Annotated in this window: 19 protein-coding genes and 2 pseudogenes; 9 read left to right on the top strand and 12 right to left on the bottom strand. The window is 67.9% G+C overall.

Annotated elements, in window-relative coordinates:
• Nucleotides 1-1,157 precede the first annotated feature (1,157 nt).
• A pseudogene (gene gmd, locus IPK24_11175) lies at nucleotides 1,158-2,182 on the top strand (GDP-mannose 4,6-dehydratase).
• Between the two features lie 1,078 nt (nucleotides 2,183-3,260).
• Here gmd and IPK24_11170 read toward each other — a convergent pair.
• The 4 genes and pseudogenes from IPK24_11170 to IPK24_11155 form a co-directional block, all read right to left on the bottom strand.
• Complete coding sequence (locus IPK24_11170) at nucleotides 3,261-3,704, bottom strand: EpsG family protein (protein ID MBK8076103.1); 444 nt, start codon at nucleotides 3,702-3,704, stop codon at nucleotides 3,261-3,263.
• Nucleotides 3,616-4,002, bottom strand: coding sequence for an EpsG family protein (locus tag IPK24_11165; GenBank protein MBK8076102.1), 387 nt, complete (start codon nucleotides 4,000-4,002; stop codon nucleotides 3,616-3,618). The genes IPK24_11170 and IPK24_11165 overlap by 89 nt, the downstream gene beginning before the upstream one ends.
• 385 nt (nucleotides 4,003-4,387) lie before the next feature.
• The gene (locus IPK24_11160; GenBank protein ID MBK8076101.1) at nucleotides 4,388-4,930 is read right to left on the bottom strand and encodes a polysaccharide biosynthesis C-terminal domain-containing protein; all 543 of its coding nucleotides are present in this window, start codon (nucleotides 4,928-4,930) and stop codon (nucleotides 4,388-4,390) included.
• Between the two features lie 88 nt (nucleotides 4,931-5,018).
• Nucleotides 5,019-5,795: pseudogene (locus IPK24_11155) on the bottom strand (oligosaccharide flippase family protein).
• A 649-nt stretch (nucleotides 5,796-6,444) separates the two neighbouring features.
• Here IPK24_11155 and IPK24_11150 point away from each other — a divergent pair.
• Entirely contained in the window at nucleotides 6,445-6,861 is a 417-nt protein-coding gene (locus IPK24_11150) for a hypothetical protein (GenBank protein MBK8076100.1), read from the top strand.
• A 51-nt stretch (nucleotides 6,862-6,912) separates the two neighbouring features.
• Here IPK24_11150 and IPK24_11145 read toward each other — a convergent pair whose 3' ends face one another.
• Together IPK24_11145 and IPK24_11140 are read right to left on the bottom strand one after the other, a co-directional pair.
• Nucleotides 6,913-7,503 carry a glycosyltransferase gene (locus tag IPK24_11145; GenBank protein ID MBK8076099.1) on the bottom strand — a complete coding sequence of 197 codons (591 nt, stop codon included), beginning with the start codon at nucleotides 7,501-7,503 and terminating at the stop codon, nucleotides 6,913-6,915.
• Between the two features lie 52 nt (nucleotides 7,504-7,555).
• Nucleotides 7,556-8,065 carry a glycosyltransferase gene (locus IPK24_11140; GenBank protein ID MBK8076098.1) on the bottom strand — a complete coding sequence of 170 codons (510 nt, stop codon included), beginning with the start codon at nucleotides 8,063-8,065 and terminating at the stop codon, nucleotides 7,556-7,558.
• Between the two features lie 555 nt (nucleotides 8,066-8,620).
• Between IPK24_11140 and IPK24_11135 the strand changes: the two genes are divergently transcribed.
• From IPK24_11135 to IPK24_11125, 3 genes are all read left to right on the top strand, one after another.
• Nucleotides 8,621-8,992, top strand: coding sequence for a hypothetical protein (locus tag IPK24_11135; GenBank protein MBK8076097.1), 372 nt, complete (start codon nucleotides 8,621-8,623; stop codon nucleotides 8,990-8,992).
• A 587-nt stretch (nucleotides 8,993-9,579) separates the two neighbouring features.
• Nucleotides 9,580-10,251, top strand: a complete 672-nt coding sequence (locus IPK24_11130) for a hypothetical protein (GenBank protein MBK8076096.1) — start codon at nucleotides 9,580-9,582, stop codon at nucleotides 10,249-10,251.
• Entirely contained in the window at nucleotides 10,157-10,873 is a 717-nt protein-coding gene (locus IPK24_11125) for a hypothetical protein (GenBank protein MBK8076095.1), read from the top strand. Before IPK24_11130 ends, IPK24_11125 begins: the two co-directional genes overlap by 95 nt.
• 218 nt (nucleotides 10,874-11,091) lie before the next feature.
• Here the strand turns inward: IPK24_11125 and IPK24_11120 are convergent, their stop codons facing one another.
• The 6 genes from IPK24_11120 to IPK24_11095 all read right to left on the bottom strand — a co-directional run bounded on the left by IPK24_11120 (nucleotide 11,092) and on the right by IPK24_11095 (nucleotide 15,497).
• On the bottom strand, nucleotides 11,092-11,799 hold the full coding sequence (locus IPK24_11120; protein MBK8076094.1) for a DUF2306 domain-containing protein: 708 nt from the start codon (nucleotides 11,797-11,799) through the stop codon (nucleotides 11,092-11,094).
• Entirely contained in the window at nucleotides 11,799-12,350 is a 552-nt protein-coding gene (locus tag IPK24_11115) for a hypothetical protein (protein MBK8076093.1), read from the bottom strand. Before IPK24_11115 ends, IPK24_11120 begins: the two co-directional genes overlap by 1 nt.
• Nucleotides 12,335-12,481: a hypothetical protein gene (locus IPK24_11110; protein MBK8076092.1), complete on the bottom strand. Its 147-nt coding sequence runs from the start codon at nucleotides 12,479-12,481 to the stop codon at nucleotides 12,335-12,337. The genes IPK24_11115 and IPK24_11110 overlap by 16 nt, the downstream gene beginning before the upstream one ends.
• A gap of 137 nt (nucleotides 12,482-12,618) precedes the next feature.
• Complete coding sequence (locus IPK24_11105; GenBank protein ID MBK8076091.1) at nucleotides 12,619-12,933, bottom strand: response regulator transcription factor; 315 nt, start codon at nucleotides 12,931-12,933, stop codon at nucleotides 12,619-12,621.
• A 136-nt stretch (nucleotides 12,934-13,069) separates the two neighbouring features.
• A complete protein-coding gene (locus IPK24_11100; GenBank protein MBK8076090.1) occupies nucleotides 13,070-13,909 on the bottom strand; it encodes a tetratricopeptide repeat protein in 840 nt (279 codons plus the stop codon).
• 844 nt (nucleotides 13,910-14,753) lie between these two features.
• Nucleotides 14,754-15,497, bottom strand: a complete 744-nt coding sequence (locus IPK24_11095; GenBank protein MBK8076089.1) for an AAA family ATPase — start codon at nucleotides 15,495-15,497, stop codon at nucleotides 14,754-14,756.
• A 243-nt stretch (nucleotides 15,498-15,740) separates the two neighbouring features.
• Here IPK24_11095 and IPK24_11090 point away from each other — a divergent pair, with 243 nt between their 5' ends.
• The 4 genes from IPK24_11090 to IPK24_11075 form a co-directional block, all read left to right on the top strand.
• Nucleotides 15,741-16,805: an AAA family ATPase gene (locus IPK24_11090; GenBank protein ID MBK8076088.1), complete on the top strand. Its 1,065-nt coding sequence runs from the start codon at nucleotides 15,741-15,743 to the stop codon at nucleotides 16,803-16,805.
• A gap of 13 nt (nucleotides 16,806-16,818) precedes the next feature.
• Nucleotides 16,819-17,250: a hypothetical protein gene (locus IPK24_11085; GenBank protein MBK8076087.1), complete on the top strand. Its 432-nt coding sequence runs from the start codon at nucleotides 16,819-16,821 to the stop codon at nucleotides 17,248-17,250.
• Nucleotides 17,247-19,004: a hypothetical protein gene (locus IPK24_11080; protein MBK8076086.1), complete on the top strand. Its 1,758-nt coding sequence runs from the start codon at nucleotides 17,247-17,249 to the stop codon at nucleotides 19,002-19,004. The genes IPK24_11085 and IPK24_11080 overlap by 4 nt, the downstream gene beginning before the upstream one ends.
• Nucleotides 18,989-19,577, top strand: a 589-nt coding sequence (locus IPK24_11075; GenBank protein MBK8076085.1) for a hypothetical protein, incomplete at its 3' end; no start/stop codon positions are given. The genes IPK24_11080 and IPK24_11075, both read left to right, overlap by 16 nt.

Genomic DNA, 19,577 nt, shown 5'->3' with positions numbered 1-19,577 from the left:
ACTGTGGACGACATTCCCTCATCGCCTCGGCGGGAGCGGTTGCTCCTGCCCCTCGCTGTCGCCGTTCTGTGCCTGACCGCCTGTGGCGGCTCGCCGGGAACCCCACCCGAGCCCAACCTCACCGCCCTCCCCGGATGGCAGGAGCCGTCACCCGGCGTCGAACCACCCAGCATCGCTCCCAGCCGCAGTCCCAAGCCTCGGCCGACAATCGGGCTGAGCGCCTCCAGCACACCTCGACCCGGCCATCGGCCTACACCGTCACAGGTGCCCCACAGCCCCGAGCCGCACCCCGACAGTTCCCCGTCCCCGAAGAGCACGCCACAGCCGTCGGCGACCCAGGCTTTCCCCCAACCCACATCACCACCAGAGCCCACTCCATGGCACCGCAGCAGGCCCCCCGGCCGCCGGCAGTGCAGTTGACCGAGCGCCTCGACAGTCCCGTGCTGATCGGCAGCGGCTCGACGCTGGAGTTCGACGTGGACGGTCTGCCCGGCGTGGACAACCAGACCTACTTCTTGGTGTGTGAGCTCATGACCGATCGCGATGGTCACCTCGTGCCCGAGGGCGACTACATCGACGTCGTTCAGTTCGGCGCCGACAGGATGACCAAGGTGGCGGTCAGGCCAACGTCGGCAACTTCTTCGCCGAGGGCAACAGTCGCCGACACCATGGGCTGCTTAGTGGTGCGGGCCACGACAAGGAGAGGGCCTCGCGAACCTCCTCCGGCTCGCCGCGGACAAGGGCGCGACCGTTGTCCAGGACCCATCGCCCGACGGAGCCCTACCTCACGGCTGCGAACGGGTATCGACGATTATCCCCATTCATCGCCGCCCCCCGGGCAGCACCGGACAGATCAGCGAAGGGCGACTCGCCGCGAGAAGCGTTGGTCACGCCGGCCCCTGGTGGCGATGGGACTCCCCCGTGGTCATCCGCAACCATCCCACCCGCCCTTCCGCGTCACGACCCTGAAGGGAGGCAGGCGCACCGGGCGAGCACGATGGCTGGACCCACCTGACGGCAAACCGCCAGAACGCCCGAACTTGACCTCGTCCGTTCGGACCACCCGCCCCAATCCTCCCGATTCGTCACTTGGGTTGTGTTTAGATCAACCAGAAGTAGCGATCACGGCCAATCACACGGTGGGGGATGTCAGCACGGTGAAGCGCGCATTGATCACGGGGATCACGGGTCAGGACGGGTCGTACCTGGCGGAGTTGTTGCTGGAGAAGGGCTACGAGGTCCACGGCCTGATCCGTCGGGCGTCCTCGTTCAACACCGGCCGCATCGATCACCTCTTACACCGACCCCCACGACGCCGGCACCCGCCTGTTCCTGCACTACGCCGACCTGACCGACGCCTCCCGGCTGGTCACCCTGCTGGAGAAGATCGGACCCGACGAGGTCTACAACCTCGCCGCCCAATCCCACGTCCGGGTCTCCTTCGACGAACCCGAGTTCACCGGCCTGACCACCGGCATGGGCACCACCCGCCTGCTCGAAGCGATCCGCATGGTCGGCCTGACCTGCCGCTACTACCAGGCCTCCTCCTCGGAGATGTTCGGCGCCACCCCACCACCCCAGAACGAGGACACCCCGTTCTGGCCCCGCTCCCCCTACGGCGCCGCCAAGGTCTACGCCTACTGGATGACCCGCAACTACCGCGAGGCCTACAACCTGTTCGCCGTCAACGGCATCCTGTTCAACCACGAATCCCCCCGCCGCGGCGAAACCTTCGTCACCCGCAAGATCTCCCTCGCCGCCGCCCGCATCGCCCGCGGCCTGCAAGACCACCTCTACATGGGCAACCTCGACGCCGCCCGCGACTGGGGCTACGCCCCCGAATACGTCGACGCCATGTGGCGCATGCTCCAAACCGACACCCCCCGCGACTACGTCGTCGCCACCGGCACCTCCCACACCGTCCGCGACTTCCCTGCAGTACTCCTTCGACCACGTCGGCCTCGACTGGCAACGCCACGTCAAATTCGACGACCGCTACCTACGCCCCACCGAAGTCGACTCCCTCATCGGCGACCCAACCCTCGCCCACACCCACCTGCACTGGACCGCCACCACCCACACCCCCCAACTCGCCCAACTCATGGTCGACGCCGAACTCCAACACCTCCAACCCGGCGACCCCCAGATCCTCACCCTGCGCGACAGCGTCCAACCGGTGTGAGCTGACCGTCAGCGCCAGCGGTCTGTGGGTCTGTTCGAGCTTCGGTGTAACCGGCCTGATGGGTGGACCAGTGTGTCTGCCGGGAAGGTCCGATGATGGATCGAGATGATCCAGGACGTGACTGACCTTGGGACAACGATCGATAAAGACCAGCACTGGCGAGGCCGAACGGGCGGCGATCCGCAGATGAGAAGCTTGCCCACAGCCCAACCCAAACCCCATCGAGCAGGAAAACCCACCCGGCCCACCCCCAAACGGGGGACCGTAAACCAACGCCGAAGAACAACAGCCCGCTACCGGGGGCGCCAGGCTCCCTGCGAGAAAGCGCCCAAAACCGTGTGTGAGCTCACCCGTCAGCACCCGGCCACAGCGGTCAGCCCCAGTCGGTGGTCCCCACCCCCCCCCCACCGCAACACCGCCGGTACCCGTCCCGCCAGCGGTCTGTGCCGTCAGCACCTAGCGTCGACTAGGTCGGCGCACGCTCCGCCGTTTCGATTCGGGGCGTACGAGCTCAGGCGGGTTGACAGAGGAGAATCAGCTATGCGGCACCCGAAGCCTTGAGGGTGCTCCGCCACATGTGAAGCCTGTGGCAGTATCGGGCCGACGGCCGCAGCTTGGCCGAGGGCGGTGCCCCCGTGCAGCCGTCCTGCAGATCTGCCGCGTGACACGCTGGTGCCGGATAGCTTGAGTGCCGTTAGCCAACGACCCTGGGAGCACTCGCGCGATCTACGCCGCCGCTCGTCAGGATTCGCTTCTCTGAAGCTCCGCGAGCAAAGTGCCCACGAGGGCCTGCCGCCGCAGAGCCGCGGACGGCGAACCTTACCTGGAGAGATGAATTCACCACCATGCACCAGGAACGGGCGCGACAGCTACAGGTAAGTCTGATAGGGCAGTAATCCACCATAACGACTGAGATAAAAGACGAAATAGACCGCCGAGGCGGCGACTATTGTCAATCTTTCAAGATCGCTGCGCCCTCGCTCTTTCATCAGGTTCGGCAGAAGAATAGTCAAGTAGATTCCGAAGTATATCTCTAGACGGGAGACAACCACGGATTGCGTCCCGATTGCAAGGAACCCTATGCCGACGGCACAGTACGCGAGCCATTGATTTTTGGACCCTTGGCCAGAAACACCGCGTATCCGACCAGGGCAATCCCTTGAAGCAAGTATGAGATACGTGCCAATTCCGACCTTTCCTCCGAGATGGCGTACGTGGTATACCGGGGATTGAGAGCCGAGAGCCACTTCAAGACAATGGGCAAGTCCAGGATGAAAGCGGCACCCATCCAGGCACACACAATCACCCCGAGCAAATGCCAATGACCGATCTTGAACCTTCGTACCACCCACTGAAGGGCCACGACTAGAATTACCGATGCATGGAACGAAGAGGCGACGATGTTGAGGGTTATCCAGATCGGGCGATTCTTCTCACGAAACGTATCCGCCCAAAACGATAGCGAAACAGCTATGCCTTGTCGAATGATGTTGAACGGCCCGACAAAGAAGGCGAGCAGCACGTACTGTGACTATGGACATAGGCATGTCCGCACTGCGCTTCTTCATCGCCGCGTAGGCGGGGACAACCGTGAGCACCGAAGTTGCCCACAGCAACGCGTAGGGTGATTTGAAATTCTCCCTTAGAACCAGTGACATCAGCGTAAAGCCGAACTCCTGCGGGGAAGTGGCCAGCTGCTCTATCCAGTTTCCAACATAGAGACGCTTGTAGAGAACTAGATAGAGATCGAAATCAGTCCCCACCCTGTAACGCAGGGCGGAGAAGGAAATGAGGACTACAACCGTCAGTGCATCCCACACACCCCAGGTTCGCGCTTGATCGCTTATGCGACCAACATTTCGGCAATAGTACCGATCGAGCAACGAGAAGCCCGACACGGAAGCAGCCAAGGCGATGTATGGAAACACGGACCTTCCGGACTGGAGTAGGCGAAGATAACTACCGTATCGTCGAAAATGCCTCAGACCGCCACCTTCACGTCAGCTCCACCGTTCGGCTGATATCTCTAGGACATCCAGCCCCGTGAAGCCTGGCCTTCAGCTGGCGAGGCTTGACTATTCGAGATGCGAGGCTCCTCAGCGGATCGCAGAGTCGTCGAAAGTACTCGCTCTGAAAGTCAGGACCGACTTCGCCACAGGCTCTGCCTCGGGACCAAGGCTGAGGGCTTCTCGGACCTCGCGCCGATCACGTCGAAGGCCTGCCGAACAGGCCAGTGGTGATGATGACCACGAACAGCGACGCACTCAACGATGCCGCTGCCGCTCCCCGCCAGCCATGGTCGGGCACGAGCCATACCCCGAGAGCGATCAACACCACTCCGCCCAGAGCCTGCGCAAGGCTGCGCGAGCGCTGACGTCCCATACCCATGAGGGCATCTCCGAAGAGATGTCGGAGGCCCTGCAGCAGGATCGCCGGCGACATGATGCGCAGAACATCGGACGCCTCGGCGTAGCCGCGGCCGAGGACCAGGGGAACCACCGGCGCTGCCATCCACATGATGACGCCGGCCGCCAGGCCGTAAAGAATGACCCACCTCAGCACCTTCTCGATCTCTCTGAAGACCGCGCGAGCACCCTCCGCGCCTGCTCTGAAGAACCGCGTGTTGGACGAGTAGACCATCGCTTGGATCGGCATGAACGCCAAGGTGATGATCCGGGCACCAACCGCGTAAACACCGGCATCCGCCAGCATGCCCATCGACGCGAGGATGTACTTGTCGGCATCCACAAGAACCGTCCTCGATGCCATGCCCAAAGAGAAGAACACCCCCAACCCGGCCGGTTCGCCACAACGCAGTTCGATCGAGCTCGAGACCGCCGAACCGCTTCATCGCCACAACGAGGGCCACGAGGCCACAGATGGCCGACGAAGCCGTGTAGAACCACGCCCAGGTGGTGATGTCATGCAGATCCGCGAGAACGAAGGCGAAACAGGCCACCAGCCTGATTCCTGCACTGCAGGAGATGAGGAGTGACGTCGTACGCAGGATCTCGTGTGCCTGGTAGATCTGCATGGCGAGGTCGAGGAGTCTCGAGAACACGAGTTCAGACAGCAGCAGCGGAAGCAGCGCCGAGCTGGCCATACTCGGGTCCCACAGATTGACCGCCACTAACGTGCCGAGCATCAAGGGCAACCCGGTCACGGGTATCAGCGTCAGTGCGGCGCCAAGACACCTCGGATAGGCATCCGCCCCGCGGCTGACCGACAGGACGAGGACGTTGCCGGCTCCGACGCCGGCGAAGTTCCCGGCGAAGACGGACAAGGCGAGCAGGGCAGCGAAAGTGCCGAACTGGGCCGGACCCAGGGCGCGGGCGATCAGAGTGAAGTAGAGCGCCTGAGATGTCAGGCTCACGACGTAGGAGACGAGCAGCGAGGTGCTCCCAGGGGCAACTCCGTGTCCGACGAGGGCACCCGTCCAACGGCGCAAGACCGGCGACATGGCGCTCACTGACCCTGACCGCCCACACGAGCCGCGTCCAGAACGCCTACCTCTGGGTCCAGCACTGCAGGATCCAAGATCATGTTCGGTCGCAGCTCTTCCAACTGCAGCGCGCCATCCAGTTGGTGAATACCCAGACGACCCTGAGACCATCGACGAACGCGCCCCGAGCAACCGGAGATTCCCCAGCGCCTCAGAAGGGAACCGGCGATGACGAGGATCATCGTGAAGATCGTGATATTCATCAGGAACCTCGCTCGGTTCATGCCCCTTGCTCGCGCAAGGTCGAAGCACACGCGGTTCCTGGTCGAGTAGTACAAGCGAGCGTCGGAGTCCGAGAGCACCATCCGCCCGGGGCCAAGAGATTGCAGCCGCCCTTCACCCACCTCTGTCCACTTCCCGTCGGCATCGCTCACGACTGCATCCGGGCACAGGAAGATGCCCGACTGCTCGGCCACCCGTGACGTGAACTCTGTGTCGTCCTCGTAGAGGATGAACTCGGGCCTGGGTAGCCCGACTCGCCGAACCAGGGCTGCTGACAGCAGCAGACCTCCGTACGGGGCGTACGGGATCGAGAGCAGTCGATCGGGCCCCGGTTCCGGACCTGGTCTGCCACGGCCAACCCGCTGGAGCAGGTCGAAGTACATGAACGACCCAGCTGGCGGAACGATCGACCGCGTGCAACGCTCGACCGATGTTGTGGATCTTTGGTCCGCATTCCGCAGACCGAGAAGTCGCCCCCGAGTCGGCTATCGAGGTCCTCCTTGGTCGCGAGCATGGTGTCCAGGAAGCTCGGCTCCACGTGATTGTCGTCATCCAACAGCAATATCAGCCGGGCCTTCTCCGCCGCCCGACCGATTCCAACGTGGTACCCGCCTGCCGACCCGTAGTTGAACGGCAGATCGATGTACTCGGTGGCTGCTCGGTGGTCGCGCAGAAAGCCTTCGAGCGCATCCTTCTGGCTCGGCCCGAGTCCGTTGCCTACGACGACCACGTGTTCCACTCCCGCCGCTACTGCCCGATCCACGGTCTCGCTGCAGAGGTGCACGCGATCGCCGTGGGTGACCGTCACGAGCGTGACGTGGGGATGGACGACGTCATCCATCCAAAGATCCTGACGGTTCAATTGTTCTCAATCTCTCCTCACGCCACCACATCTTTCGCACACGGCGCAGGCTGCCATTCTGTGCCAGCCTCCACGCGGTGTCACATGCCCTGACCTGAGCCGAGCCCATACCGATTGCCCTACCCAACTCGCGTCGACGATGTGTTATCTCCCGCGCTCCGTCTCGACCGACGAATCTCCGTGTTTGCTGGCCATCGGAATTCGGTATCGCACCCATCGCGCATCAGTGTTGATGATGTCCCCGCGGCGAGCCAGGTCGAGCCAGAGGGCGTAGTCCTCGACCCGATCGACCGATGGGTATCCACCCGCCCCAGCAACATGATCCGCCTGAAAGATCACTGTTGGATGCAGCATTTGGTTCCTGACGACCATCGCCCTCCGAAGGTTGAGGCCGTGGCCAGCCCGCAGAACCCCGATCACAGCTCCATCGCTGTCGATGGTTGTGGCGTCGCTACCGGCCACGACACAGCTGGGGTTCTGCCTCATGAGGTCCAGTTGCTGCGTCAATCGGCCCTGAACCCACAGGTCGTCAGCATCCACTCGCGTGATCAATGGTGTCGTGGCGCGGGCGAGACCCCTGTTGAGGACCTCGGCAAGACAGCCCTGCTTAGGCAGCACCATGACGGTCGCCTGCAGGTCGTTCAACAGCTGTTCTTCCTCGCTCTCAGGTTCTGACCCGTCGAAGACCACGATCACGTCGCCTCTTGGGTCGGGGAAGTCCGACGCAGTGGACATCAGCGCCTGCTGTAAGAAGGGTCTGGGAGGCGGCCCACGGGGACCACCACCGTCAGCTCAGCCACGACAGCTTCCCCGCGGCTTCTTCCACACCCTGAGCGAAGGACTCCGCGCTGAAACACTGCGCCATGCGCGAAATCTCCGCCGGAGCCAGGTCATCGCGACGGAACCGCCGTATCGCTTCCGTCAGTTGATCAACCTCGGCACCTGCCACGATGCCGTTGATCTCGTGGTGAAGGTGAGATGCGATGCCCGCGAGAGGAGTGGCTATCACCGGAACGCCCAACGCCAACGCCTCTGCCGCGCTGAGGCCGAAGTCCTCCATGCTCGGCAGAATGAGGGCGCGAGCGTGAGCCACCAGTCGCCTGACGGCTGCAGGGTCCCGCCAACCCACGAACTCGACGTTGTCCGGTGCAAGTCGCCTCGAGTGAGTCGAACTCCGCCCATCGCCGACGATCTTGAGTCGTAAACCGGGTAGTTGCGCGAAGACCTGCAGCAAAGCCGTCAGCCGCTTGATGGGCTCTACCACGCGGCCAACCCAGATGAAATAGTCGCCGGGCATCGATCGGGCGAGGGCGCTCGACGCGAAGCACTCCCGAGGCACCGGCGGCGGGAAGTACGCCGTGAACGGCCACCCCATAGGTCTTGCGCACGAGGTCAGCCACTCTGGCGCTGGGCACGAGCACCAGGTCATTGGGCTGGCTAGCCGCCAGATCGACCGACCTGAGTCGGCCGGCCAGTCGCCGCAGCGCCCAGCCTTCAGGCGACCTTCGTCCAGAATAGGTGTCATAGCCATGCCAAATCTGCCGCATAGGTGAGTGGCAGTAGATCAAGCGGGGCTCAACAGTGGGAACCCAGCGAGCCACTGCATAGGACGAGCAGATTACTCGCCCATCCATGGGGATTCTTCGAGGAATCACCCTCGAAAAGAAGGGAACAGCCATCCGTGCCTGCAAGTTGGTTTCAATCCAGGGAATAGGAGCTTGGTTTCGCGAGTGGCGAACTTAGATGAAACCAACTCCTGCTTCCCTGCTACGAATTCCACCGTTGGGCTCCGAGAGGAGTCTACTAGCGCAGCGAGAACCTGTTCTGCACCCCCCCACTGGAATCCGAAGTCGTGCAGACACGAGTCAGCGAAGGGACGAACCAGAAGAGGCCGATCATCCTGCGACTTGACTTGCGTTGGAACGTCTTTGACCCTACTCAGGTCCAGCGCGCCCTCGTCCGAAGCGGTCCGAGACTGCTGGCTCATGACCTGGCGACCTCATCTCTTTCATTCAGCGGGCCGCTCCTTGGCCATCAAGTTCGTGAAGCCCTAAACAAGGGCTTTTGCTACATGATCCGTCACGTCATCGGTGATACCGCCACAAGTCAAGCCAAGCGTTTCTTTATCGACCGTTCGGTTGATCTTTCATCAGGCAAACAGACGACAGCGACGCTGAATGATCCGACAAATTCGGGCGAGGCGACAGGTTTCAAGGCGTGCTGAGTCTTGCGCTCACCATGCATCAAATGAGAGGCGAGTGGCATCAATTGGCTGAACGGCTGATCTTTCCGTGGACCGTTCTGCCTACGTTCTGCCTCTGGTGAGTGGTGTGGTTCGGGAAGTTGTTAGGCTGCGGAGGCTGGTTGCTCGACGTTTCGCTCTGGTGGACAGGTGCGTCCCGTGCGAACGGGCGTCGTCCGCCACTTGGCTTCGGGAAGCGGGCAATGCTAACTGAGGCCTACGCGCGTGAGGGGAAGACGTGGGAATCGCCGATCTGATTCGGATCGTCAAGCCAACGATGGCTCGTGATGGTGGCGTGCGTGGTGTCCGGCCTGAGTGCTGGCGGGCGCCTACTGGGCAACCGCCACACCGGAATACGAAGCCAAGGGACTGCTGTTCGTTTCGCTCAGCAGTGGCGCCAGCATCAACGATGTCGCTCAGGAAGCGTCTTCGCCCAGGGACGTGTTCGTTCTTACCCAGAACTGGTCACAACGCCCCGGGTTCTATAGTCGGTTATCGACGACCTGCACTTGAATACGACGCCCGAGGAACTGGCTCAGAAGATCACCGTGAACATCCCCATTGACACGGTGCTGCTCGAGATCACCGCGGCTGACCCCAATCCTGTCCGCGCACGGGACATCGCCAACGCCGTCACGAAGTCCTTCCCCAGCGTCATCCAAGAGTGGGAAACACCTCCGGGGCAGGTGATCGCGCCCATTCGCGTCTCCGTCACTGTGCCGCCACGACCCCGAAGCACCCTGTCCGACCTCGGCTGGTCATGGACATCTTCGTGGGGTCGGCTTGGGATGCTCCTCGGTCTGGTCACCGCGATCCTCAGGGAGACGTTGGACAAGTCGGTGAACACGAAGGAAGAGGTGCAAGACATCACCGGAGTACCGGTGGTCGGGCTGGTTGCCGACCTTGACGCCGAGGCAGCCAAGCACCAACTCATCACCCACGACGCGTTCTCCCCACGGGCCGAGGCGTTTCGCCAGTTGCGCACCAACATCCGGTTCCTGTCGGTCGACCACCGCGTGGGCAGCATTGTGGTCACCAGCGCCGTGCCCCATGAGGGCAAGAGCACCACCTCGGCGAACCTGGCCATCGCGCTGGCCCAGGCCGGCGAGTGTCATCCTGATCGATGCCGACCTGCGGCGTCCGACCGTGGCCGACGTCTTCGCGTTGTCCGCCGGAGTGGGTCTGACCTCGGTGCTGCTGGGCGACCTCGACATCGACGAGGCGGTGCAGGTCTGGCGTGAAGACCTGCCGCTGCATGTGCTCACCGCAGGTCCGTTGCCGCCCAACCCGAGTGAGCTGATCGGCTCGGCCCGCATGGCCGCCCTGATCAGTGACCTGGTCGAGCGCGGGGTCACCGTGGTACTCGACTCGCCCCCGCTGTTACCTGTGACGGACGCCGCGTTGCTCGCCTCGAGCCACCGACGGCGCCCTGGTCGTCACCCGTGCCGGCAAGACCCACACCGAGCAACTCGCCGCAGCCTGCGAGGCGCTGCGCATCACCGGGGCCACCGTGCTGGTGTGGTGCTCAACCGGGTCTCGCGCAAGAAGTCCAGCTCGGGCTACTACGGCAGTTACGAGGGCTACCACAGCGATCCGAACAAGAAGGCCAACCGCGCAGCGGCCGCGCCGTCCGCGCCCTCGGCCCTGCCATGGCCCACCGAGGCCACCGAGCCCACTGGCGACGTCGTCCTGGCCGGGCCACCCGCCCTGACACCGACAGCAACAGCGGCACCGGCGCCCGAACCGATGCCGGAGCCGGCGCCGGTCCAGGCCGCCGCCCCGCGTTCATCGAGCTCGACGCGCCGGCCCCGAACAGTTGGCGCCCTACGGCATGTTCCAGGACGCGGACCTCATCGTGAGTGATCCGTTGCCGCCTGCCGTCCGCGAGATCATCGCGCCGGGTGCCACGGCCCCACCCACGATGCACCGCCCACGCGGCTCAGCCTGCCGCGCCGCCCGCGCTGCGGAGCCGCCACTCGCCCTCCCCGACATGGTCATCGACGCCGACAGCGTCACCATCAGCCCGGTGGGGTTGCGCCCGGTGGGGGCAACCCGTCAACTGGCCCAGCGAATGGGGCAACCTACCGGCCCTGATCAACGGGCAGCGCGTGAACGGCGAGGTCAACGGTGCCAACGGCAACGGGCGCCACCGCACCTGATCTCGGACGACGCCGCGCACCACGCCGGATCGCCCACTCCCCCACCGCGAGGTTGATGGCCCACGCGGCGCCCATCAGCAGCGCCGTGGCCACCTCGCCGTGCCCGACGATGCTGCCGCCGAAACCCAGTGTGAACACCTGGGTGCCGGCCACCAGACCGATGGCGTACGACCGGATCATCCACGCCCGGTGTTGCGGGAACTGGCGACGCCGTGCCGCGACGACGCCGAGGCCGAGGGTGGCCAGCATCGCCACCCCGAACACCACCCGCAGCGGGTAGAGCACCTCCCGGGCGGCACCGATCCGGGGGTAGAACTGGTTCAGCCACAACGCCGACAGCGCCACGCCGACCCCGGCGACGACCACGAGGCGCCCGGCTCGGCGGTGCCAGCCGGGTCGCCGTCGCCGCAGGCTCGGCGCGAACTGCAGCGCACCCAGCATCGCGAACACCGTGGCGCAGCAGATGTGCAGCACGACCGGCAGGGGCGATGCGGTGTACCGGGCATCGACGGGCATCCCGGTGGCCCCGCCGGCCAGGTCGACCAGGCGCACCGAGCCGGCGACCACCGGCACGGTGCCGAGCGCCACCAGGGCGATCGGCACCCGCCAGGTCGAGAGTCGGGTCGACATCAGACGACTGCCTGCTCGCGGCGAGCCTCGGCCACCCGACTGGTCGACTCGGCGTCCCGGCCGGCAACCCGCCACAACGAGTACCCCAGGCCGATCATGGCGATCCCGTTCGGGAGGGCGAGCAGCCGGTAGAAGGCGTCCGGCATCATCGACAGCGCGGCACTCACCAGCCCACCGACCGCCAGCAACGCGGCGGCCCATCGGGCCAGCACCCGCGCCCGGTAGAGGGCGATGCCGAACACCGTGCCACCGATCAGATAGCCGACGCCCTGCGCCTGCCACAGCACACCCAACGCCCCGAGATCACCGGTGACCGGTTTGCTGGTGGCGATGGCGATGACGTCCCGCGTGAACGACGGATCGCTGCCGGCGACGTGCGGTAAGACGAACGCGGCCGCGAAGGTGGTGCACAGGATGAGCAGGTAGCCGGCGGCCATCACCAGGTAGCCGATGAGCCCGAGCAGGCCGTTGCGGCGAACCTGGCTCACGTACATGCCGGTGATTCCTGCCAACACCAACGCCGCCATCACCACCTTCAACGAGCCGCGCACGAGCAGTTCCGTCGTGGTGATGGAGGTGACGTCGAGATGGGGTGCTTGATCTGCACGCCGATGAAGATCGCACCGGCGGCGACCGAGGCGACGGCGGCGGCGCGGGTCAGCAGGGTGGGGGTGACGGTCATGGCGAGACTCCCGGGGACGAGGCCGGGCGGGGTGCCCGGCGATGCCCTGACGGTAGGAATCGACCTGGTGAGGCCACATCACCAGGTGATGTGATCGAGGGGTGATTCGACCGCCCTCATCGCTCAGGACAGAGAACTCAGAGCAGGCGCAGCTCCGCGGCCCGCCGCACGGCGGCCCGGCGGGTGTTCACGTCGAGCTTGTCGAAGATGTGCTTGGTGTGGGTGCGCAGCGTGTTCACCGAGACGTAGAGCTGCCGCGCGATCTGCGGCCCGCTGAGCTCGCTCGCCAACAGTCGCAGTACGTCGAGCTCGCGCTCGCTGAGTCCCCGGTCGCCCGCCGGTCCGGTGGGGCAGGGCTGCACGGGCTGCCGCGCCACGGCCAGCAGGCGTTCGGCAGCCCGCCGGACGCCGGGCGCCGCCGTCCGCGCGACCTTCCCGAGCAGTTCGGCCATCGCCGGCCCTCGTCGAGGACGAGGCGGCAGTAGCCGGCCGGCACCCCGACCTCCAGCGCGCCCGCCAGCTCGGCCGTGGCCGCCTGCACCTCACCGCTCGCCCGCAGGGCGAGCGCCCGCACCAGCCGCGCCTCGATCAGGCCACCGCGGCCGCCTGCGCGGCGTCCCGCACCTGGTCGAGCAGGTCGAGTGCCCCGCCGGTATCGCCCTCGGCGACGAGCAGCCGGGCCAGGGTGAGCTGGTCGTACTCGGCCAGATAGGTCGGCGGATCCGTCGGCGCCACCCCGCGCTCGCGCGCCCACTGTCGCGCGTCGGCGAGACGGCCCTGCGTGATCCAGAGCCGAGCCCTGATCGCGGGGATCGGGCACACGTCGGGAAAGTAGCCCGGACGGAACAGCGGCTCGGCCTGGTCGAGCATCGCGATCGCCCCGTCGAGGTCGCCCCGGGCCTGCAGCAGTCCGGCCATCGCGGTGTACCAGCGGTGCCGGTTCTCCATCAGCGAGGCCAGGTCACCGAGCGCGCGGGCGGCGTCCAGGTGCTCGGTGGCGGCGTCGAGTTCACCCTGCTCGCGCAGCACCTCGGCGAGGCCGACGTGCAGGTCACCGGTCGTGGCCAGGCCCGGTCCGGGCCGGCTCTCGGCCACGGCGAGCGCCTTCTCGAGCAATCGGCGCGCCTCGATCGGGCGGCCGCGCGCCACCCACATGTTGGCCAGCACGACGGTTGCGCCGAGCTCGTCGGCGACCATGCCGGCCCCGCGCAGACTGGCGACGGCCTCGGTGAACGTGTCGACCGCGGTGCCGAGGTCGCCGGCGGCCCACGCCGCCAGGCCGAGGAATCCTGCCGCGGCCCCCGCGGGAAGTGGTCCTGCGGCCCGGCCAGCGCGAGCGCCCGACGGGCGTAGCTGATGGTGCCCTGGACGTCGCCCCGCGCCTGGGCGACCGAGGCCTGGTACACCGCGATCATGGCTGGCAGGCAACGAGTCTCGTCGTCTCGGTCTCGAACAGCCTCGGCCAGCAGGCCCGCCGCAGGGACGGTCGACGGCGGCAGCGGGGTGTCGAGAGCGGCCTCGGCGGCAGCGAGCCAGCCCTCCACCCCGTCGATGTCGCCCGCCGAGAGCCGGCTCCACCCCGCGAGGGTGGCGAGCAACGGCCGACGGCGGATGACGGCCTGCGGCAGTGCGCGCAACCACTCGTGCAGCAGGTGATCCTGTCGGCGCCGTCGCAGGTCGGCCAGGGTGAGCTCGACCAGTTCGGCGGTGTGCGTGTGGTCGCCGCTCGCGCTCGACTGCCGTACGGCTTCGATCAGCATGCCGTTCTCGGCGAACCATCGACTCGCCGCCGCGTGCAAGGTGCCGATCCGGTCGGCGTGCTCGGCGGTCAGGCCGGCGCGCAGGGCATCGGCGAACAGGTGGTGGTAGCGGTACCAGCGCCGGGCATCGTCCAGCGGCACGACGAACACGTTCTCGCGCTCAAGCCGCTCGAGCATCTGCCGGCCGTCGGAGCGCCCGGTCAGGGCGTCGCACAGGCCACCGGTCAGCTGGTCGAGCACGCAGGTGTGCAGCAGGAACGCGCTCACGTCGTCCGGCTGACGATCCACCACCTCCTCGATCAGGTAGTCGAGCACGAAGCGATGGCTGCCCGAGAAGGCTTCGACGAACGCGGCGATGTCGCCCGCATCCCCCGGCGTCCCCGACGTGTGGTGCGCGCCGACAGGGCCGCCAGCTGCAACCCTGCCGCCCAGCCTCGGTGCGCGCCTCCGAAGCGGCCACGAGTGAGGGGTCCAGCGCGGGGCCCATCACCTCGTCGAAGAACACCTGCGCCTCACCGGCAGTGAAGCGCAGATCCGCGGCCCGCAGCTCCACCAGCTCGCCCCGCGCCCGCAGCCGCGCCAGCGGCAGCGGCGGGTCGGCCCGGGTCGCCATGGCCAGCGTGATCTGCGGCGGCAGGTTGTCGAGCAGAAAGCTCACCGGCCTCGTGGACGGCGGGTCGGTCGATGACGTGATAATCGTCGAGCGCGACCACCGTGGGGCCGGCGAGCAGGTCGAGATCATTGATCAGACTGACCAGGACGGCGTCCGTCGGCGTGGTGCCGCCGGCCTCGAGCACGGCGAGCGCGTCGCGGCCCACCTCGGGTTCGACGGTCTGGATCGCGGCCACGAGATGGGTCAGGAAGCGGCGCGGGTCGGCGTCGTCCGGGTCGAGCGCCAGCCACGCCACGGTGCCGCGCGCGGGCTCGGCGGCCGGCAGCCACTGCGTCAGCAGGGTGGTCTTGCCGAACCCGGCCGGAGCCGCCACGAGGATCAGCCGCGTCGCGACGCCTGCCTCCGTGCGTAAACGGTCGAGGAGGCGGTCGCGCCCCCCCCCCCCCCCCCCCCCCCCCCCCCCCCCCCCCCCCCCCCCCCCCCCCCCCCCCCCCCCCCCCCCCCCCCCCCCCCCCCCCCCCCCCCCCCCCCCCCCCCCCCCCCCCCCCCCCCCCCCCCCCCCCCCCCCCCCCCCCCCCCCCCCCCCTGTACCCGCCCGGCCGCAAGCGCCAGGGGCGCGCGGTGCCCAACACCGGCATTCGATAACCGGGGGGGGGGGGTGGTCGGGCCGGGCCCCCCCCCCCCCCCCGCCCCCCCAAACCGCCCGCGGCCGGGGAGCGAGCCCTGCCCCGGACCCGGGCCGGCCCGAACCAGCTTCGCCGCCCCCCCACCCCCCTCCCCCCCCCCCCGGCGAGGCCTAAGATCGACCCTCTGTGCCCCGGGGGGACTGCTCACCGCCAGCGCCGCCCAGGTCCGCGAGCTTCTCGCGCACGCCCGAACCGGACTGATCGAACGCGACCTGCTGGTCGAGGCCGTGGCGCTGTGCGCGGTGGCCGGCGAACACCTGCTGGTCGTCGGCCCGCCCGGCACCGCCAAGTCACAGGCCGTCCGTCGGGTGGCTGCCGGCCTGGGCGGGCGCTATTTCGAGTACCTGCTGGGCCGTTTCACCGAGCCGAACGAGGTGTTCGGGCCCGTCGACCTGCAGCGGCTGCGCGAGGGCGTGGTCGAGGTCCAGACCGAGGGCATGCTGCCCGAGGCCGAGGTCGCTTTCCTCGACGAGGTGTTCCTCGGGTCCACCGCGATCCTCAACACGCTGCTGAGCATCCTCAACGAACGCACGTTCCGACGCGGACGCACCACCATCACCTGCCCCCTCCGGGTGTGTGTCGCCGCCACGAACACCCTGCCCGAAGACCCGGCGCTGGCCGCGTTCGCCGACCGGTTCCTGGGGCGGGTCTTCGTCGAGCCGGTGGCCGACGCCCGCCTGGAGGAGATGTTCGAGGCCGGCTGGGCCGGCGATCGAGCCGCTGCCTCACCGGCAGATCGCCACGCGCTGGCCGCGGTCGACCGGTTGGCGAGCGCCGCGACCCAGTGCGAACTGTCGGACGTCCACACCTCGCTCGCCGCCGCCGTCCGACGATTGCGCAGCGCCGGAATCCCGCTCAGCGACCGTCGCGCGGTGCGCTCCCAACGACTGGTGGCCGCCGCAGCGGTCCTGGACGGACGGCATCGGGCACGGACGGATGACCTGTGGGTCCTGCCCCTGATCGCTCCGACCGCCGAGGCACAGGCCCGTGCCCGAGAAATCCTCGCCGACCTCACCGAGTCCGCGCGGAGCGCCACCTTGGTCCACGCTGCCGAAGAGCTGTCCCGCGGCCAACGAGCTCGAGCGACACGCCTCGCCGACACGGGTTCGCGGCTGCTGACCGAACTCCGCCGGCCGCTGGCCCAGGACGATCGGATTCGACTGGAGGCGACGCTGCGCGAGATCGACGCGTGCTTCGCCGCGGAGGATCTCCCCGACGAGCTGGCGAAGGTCCGCACCCAGTTGGCCACGCTCGTCCGCGCATGAACGGCCCACCGCGATGGACCGCACGGCGCTGAGCTGGGGACGGCGCGCGACGCCGCTCCCTGCCGCTGCGGTCGCCGCCCGCTCGGACGACGTCCCGAGGCTGCTCGCGGCCCTCACCGACAGAATCAGCAGCGCCGATGCCGACCTGCGGCTCATGGTCGGCGCGGCCGGGGGCGTCGTCCTCGGCCCCGAGTCGCAGCTGCCGTGGTTCGACGGCGCGCACTACCTGGGCTGGGAGGCCGGCGTCCTGGTGGCCACCCACCGCATTCCGCATCCCCCGATCGATCTGCTCGTGCCCTCGCTCCGCGCGGTCCTTCCCGACTCCTGTGACCTCATCGCCGTCCTCCCCTGGGGTGTCCTGGCGGCACGCATGCCGGCGCGCCCGGTCGACCTGGCCGGCGTAACGCGGCTGACCCTGCAGTGGCACCGCAAGGCCGAGCCGTGACCGGCGGCGGCGAGTCCCTGACGCTGCCGGCGGCGCTGGCGGGGTGGTCGCACGAACTCTCGTCGTTCGAGCACGGCGTGGCGATCGCTCTCGGTCCCCTGATTCACCGGCTCGACGAGTTGGTGGGGCGCCACGCGTCCGCCCGCGCCACCGCCGGGGTTCCGGACGGTTTCGACGGCATCACCGACCGCGGGCACCCGGACCGGCTCCTGATGAGCCAATGGCTTCTGGCGCAAGAGGTTCCGCTGGAGTTCGCCCGGCGGGCCGCTGAGGGCGAACTGCTCTACCTGGCCCCGGCGCGACAGCACGACAGCGAGCGCGGGCAGAGCGTACTGCTGCTCGACTGCGGGCCGCGGCTGCAGGGAGCACCGCGCTTGGTGCAGCTCGCGCTCGCGATCGTCCTGCATCGCCGGGCACGCAGCGCCGAGCGGGGGTTCGGGCTGGGGATCCTCACCGACGAACCGGGTACCTGGCTCGACGGCGACCTGGCGACGCAGCTCGGCCGGTGGCTGCGGTCGCGCACCTCGACGGTGTGCCGACCGCAGCAGGTGACGGACTGGCTCGGCCAGCTGGACCGGCCGCAGGACGCCTGGGTGGTGACCACCGAGTCCGCGCTGCGCGAGGTCGATCCCCCGCCGGGCACGCGGCCCCGATTCGTGACGGTCCACGAGGCCGAGTGGACGTCGTCCGGCCCGACCCGCCTGGTGGTCTCGGTGGCCGGTGAACGCCTGCAGCTGCCCCTGCCCGACGCACGGCCCGCGATTCAGGTCCTGCGCGGGCAGGGGTGGCGACGCTCCACTCCGGCGCGGGTCGTGATCCCGGCACCCGAACTGCGGCACCCCACCCTGCACGGATTCGCCCCGGTGCTGCTGGCCCGTGGCCCGGACGCCCACGAGATCGTGCAGCAACAGATCCCCCTCGACGAGGCACCGGCGCCTCGATCGCGACGGCATCGCGTCGCCGGTCAGGTGGTGGCCGCATCGGTGATCGGCCGACGACTCGTCGTGCTGGCGGTCCGCAATGGCCTGCTCACGGTGCACGTCGTGGGTAAGCACTTGGCTGCGGTGCACCGCATCGCCGTCCCGATCGACGAGCTCGGCCTGGACGACGCCGAGCTGGCCCGAACCGTCGACGACGCGCTCGCGCCGGTGTTCTTCCGCCAGGGCTCCCTGCTGGTGCCCTTGGCCGGCACCTGGTGGGAGGTGTCACCGGACGACGCCCCGCGGCCCCGACCCGACATCGCCGCCGTGCTCGCCTCGCCGGTCACCGATCAGCCCCATCAGGCATCGGTGCTCCATGGTCAGGTGTGGATCGACTCCGTGCGCATCAACACGCCCGCTGCCCCGGCGTGGGACCAGGGCATCGAGACGGGCGTGGTGATGGGGGCAGAGGCCGTTGCCTGGCGCAGCGGGCACGAGGAGTGGCGCCTCACGGACCTGGCCGCCGCCACGGGCACCCCGCCCGGCCGAGCGTTCGGCGATGGTGAGGCGGTCCCGGTTCCGCACGGCACCCAGGTACTGGGCATCGTGCGCACCGACGGCGCCGCACGTCTGGTGCTGCTCAGCCCCGGCGGGCTGCTCGTGCGCCTGGCCACCTCACAGGGCACCACCACCCTCACCCGATGGTCGGGTGGAACCTCGCCACCGGCCGTCCACTCCCGGTACCCGTTCCTTGCGGTCCGGCGCGGTGATGGTGCGGTAGAGGTCGGCAATCTGGAGACCGGGCGGGTCCAGCTGCGATGGGAACCCTCGTGAGGCCCGGGCCGCCGGTTCGAGGTCGCGTCGCGGCGGTCGGATTCGTCATCGACCCCGCGCTGGTCGGTGAGCGTGAGGCCCGTCGCCGGGTCCTGGCCGCGTGGTCGCCGGGCAGCCGGTTGTGCGAGTTGCCGGACGCCGCGTGGTTGCTCGTGCTGCCCGCTCCGGTGAGCATCCGCGCCGAGCACGCCCCGGGACAGGTGGCGACCGAGAGCCGCCCCGGACGCCTCACCGTGTGGCGGCACGGCATGCCGCTCGAACCGGATCTCGATCGGCTCGCGCCGGTCGACATGGCCGGGTGGGTCGACCTGGCCGGGCTGCCCGTGCACGTGCTCGAGCCCGTCGAGGGAGCGCAGGCGACCGTGATGGCGCTGGCCCCCGCTCCGCAGCGGCTCGGCGACCTGCGCCAGGTCACGGGGCTGGCGGCGGTCGAGGGGCCGGCTCGCCGGGCGGGGCTCTTGGGTGGTCTGCTGCCCCAGAGCCGGAGCAGGAGCCAGGGCCAGAGCCGACGCCGGGGTCGGGCGACCCGGACCGTCTCGCGCCCACCAGGTTCCGGATCGGCGCTCGTTCGCG

The sequence above is a fragment of the Kineosporiaceae bacterium genome (genome assembly GCA_016713225.1).
Taxonomy (GTDB): Bacteria; Actinomycetota; Actinomycetes; order Actinomycetales; family Kineosporiaceae; genus JADJPO01.
This window is presented reverse-complemented; position numbering and strand designations above follow the sequence as displayed.

Bases quoted from the DNA above. Each gene is read 5' to 3' on its own strand.
- IPK24_11120 (MBK8076094.1), bottom strand. From the start codon at position 11,799: ATGTCGACCCGACTCTCGACCTGGCGGGTGCCGATCGCCCTGGTGGCG.
- IPK24_11085 (MBK8076087.1), top strand. From the start codon at position 16,819: ATGGACCGCACGGCGCTGAGCTGGGGACGGCGCGCGACGCCGCTCCCT.
- IPK24_11105 (MBK8076091.1), bottom strand. From the start codon at position 12,933: ATGGCCGAACTGCTCGGGAAGGTCGCGCGGACGGCGGCGCCCGGCGTC.
- IPK24_11110 (MBK8076092.1), bottom strand. From the start codon at position 12,481: ATGACCGTCACCCCCACCCTGCTGACCCGCGCCGCCGCCGTCGCCTCG.
- IPK24_11140 (MBK8076098.1), bottom strand. From the start codon at position 8,065: ATGCCCGGCGACTATTTCATCTGGGTTGGCCGCGTGGTAGAGCCCATC.
- IPK24_11145 (MBK8076099.1), bottom strand. From the start codon at position 7,503: ATGTCCACTGCGTCGGACTTCCCCGACCCAAGAGGCGACGTGATCGTG.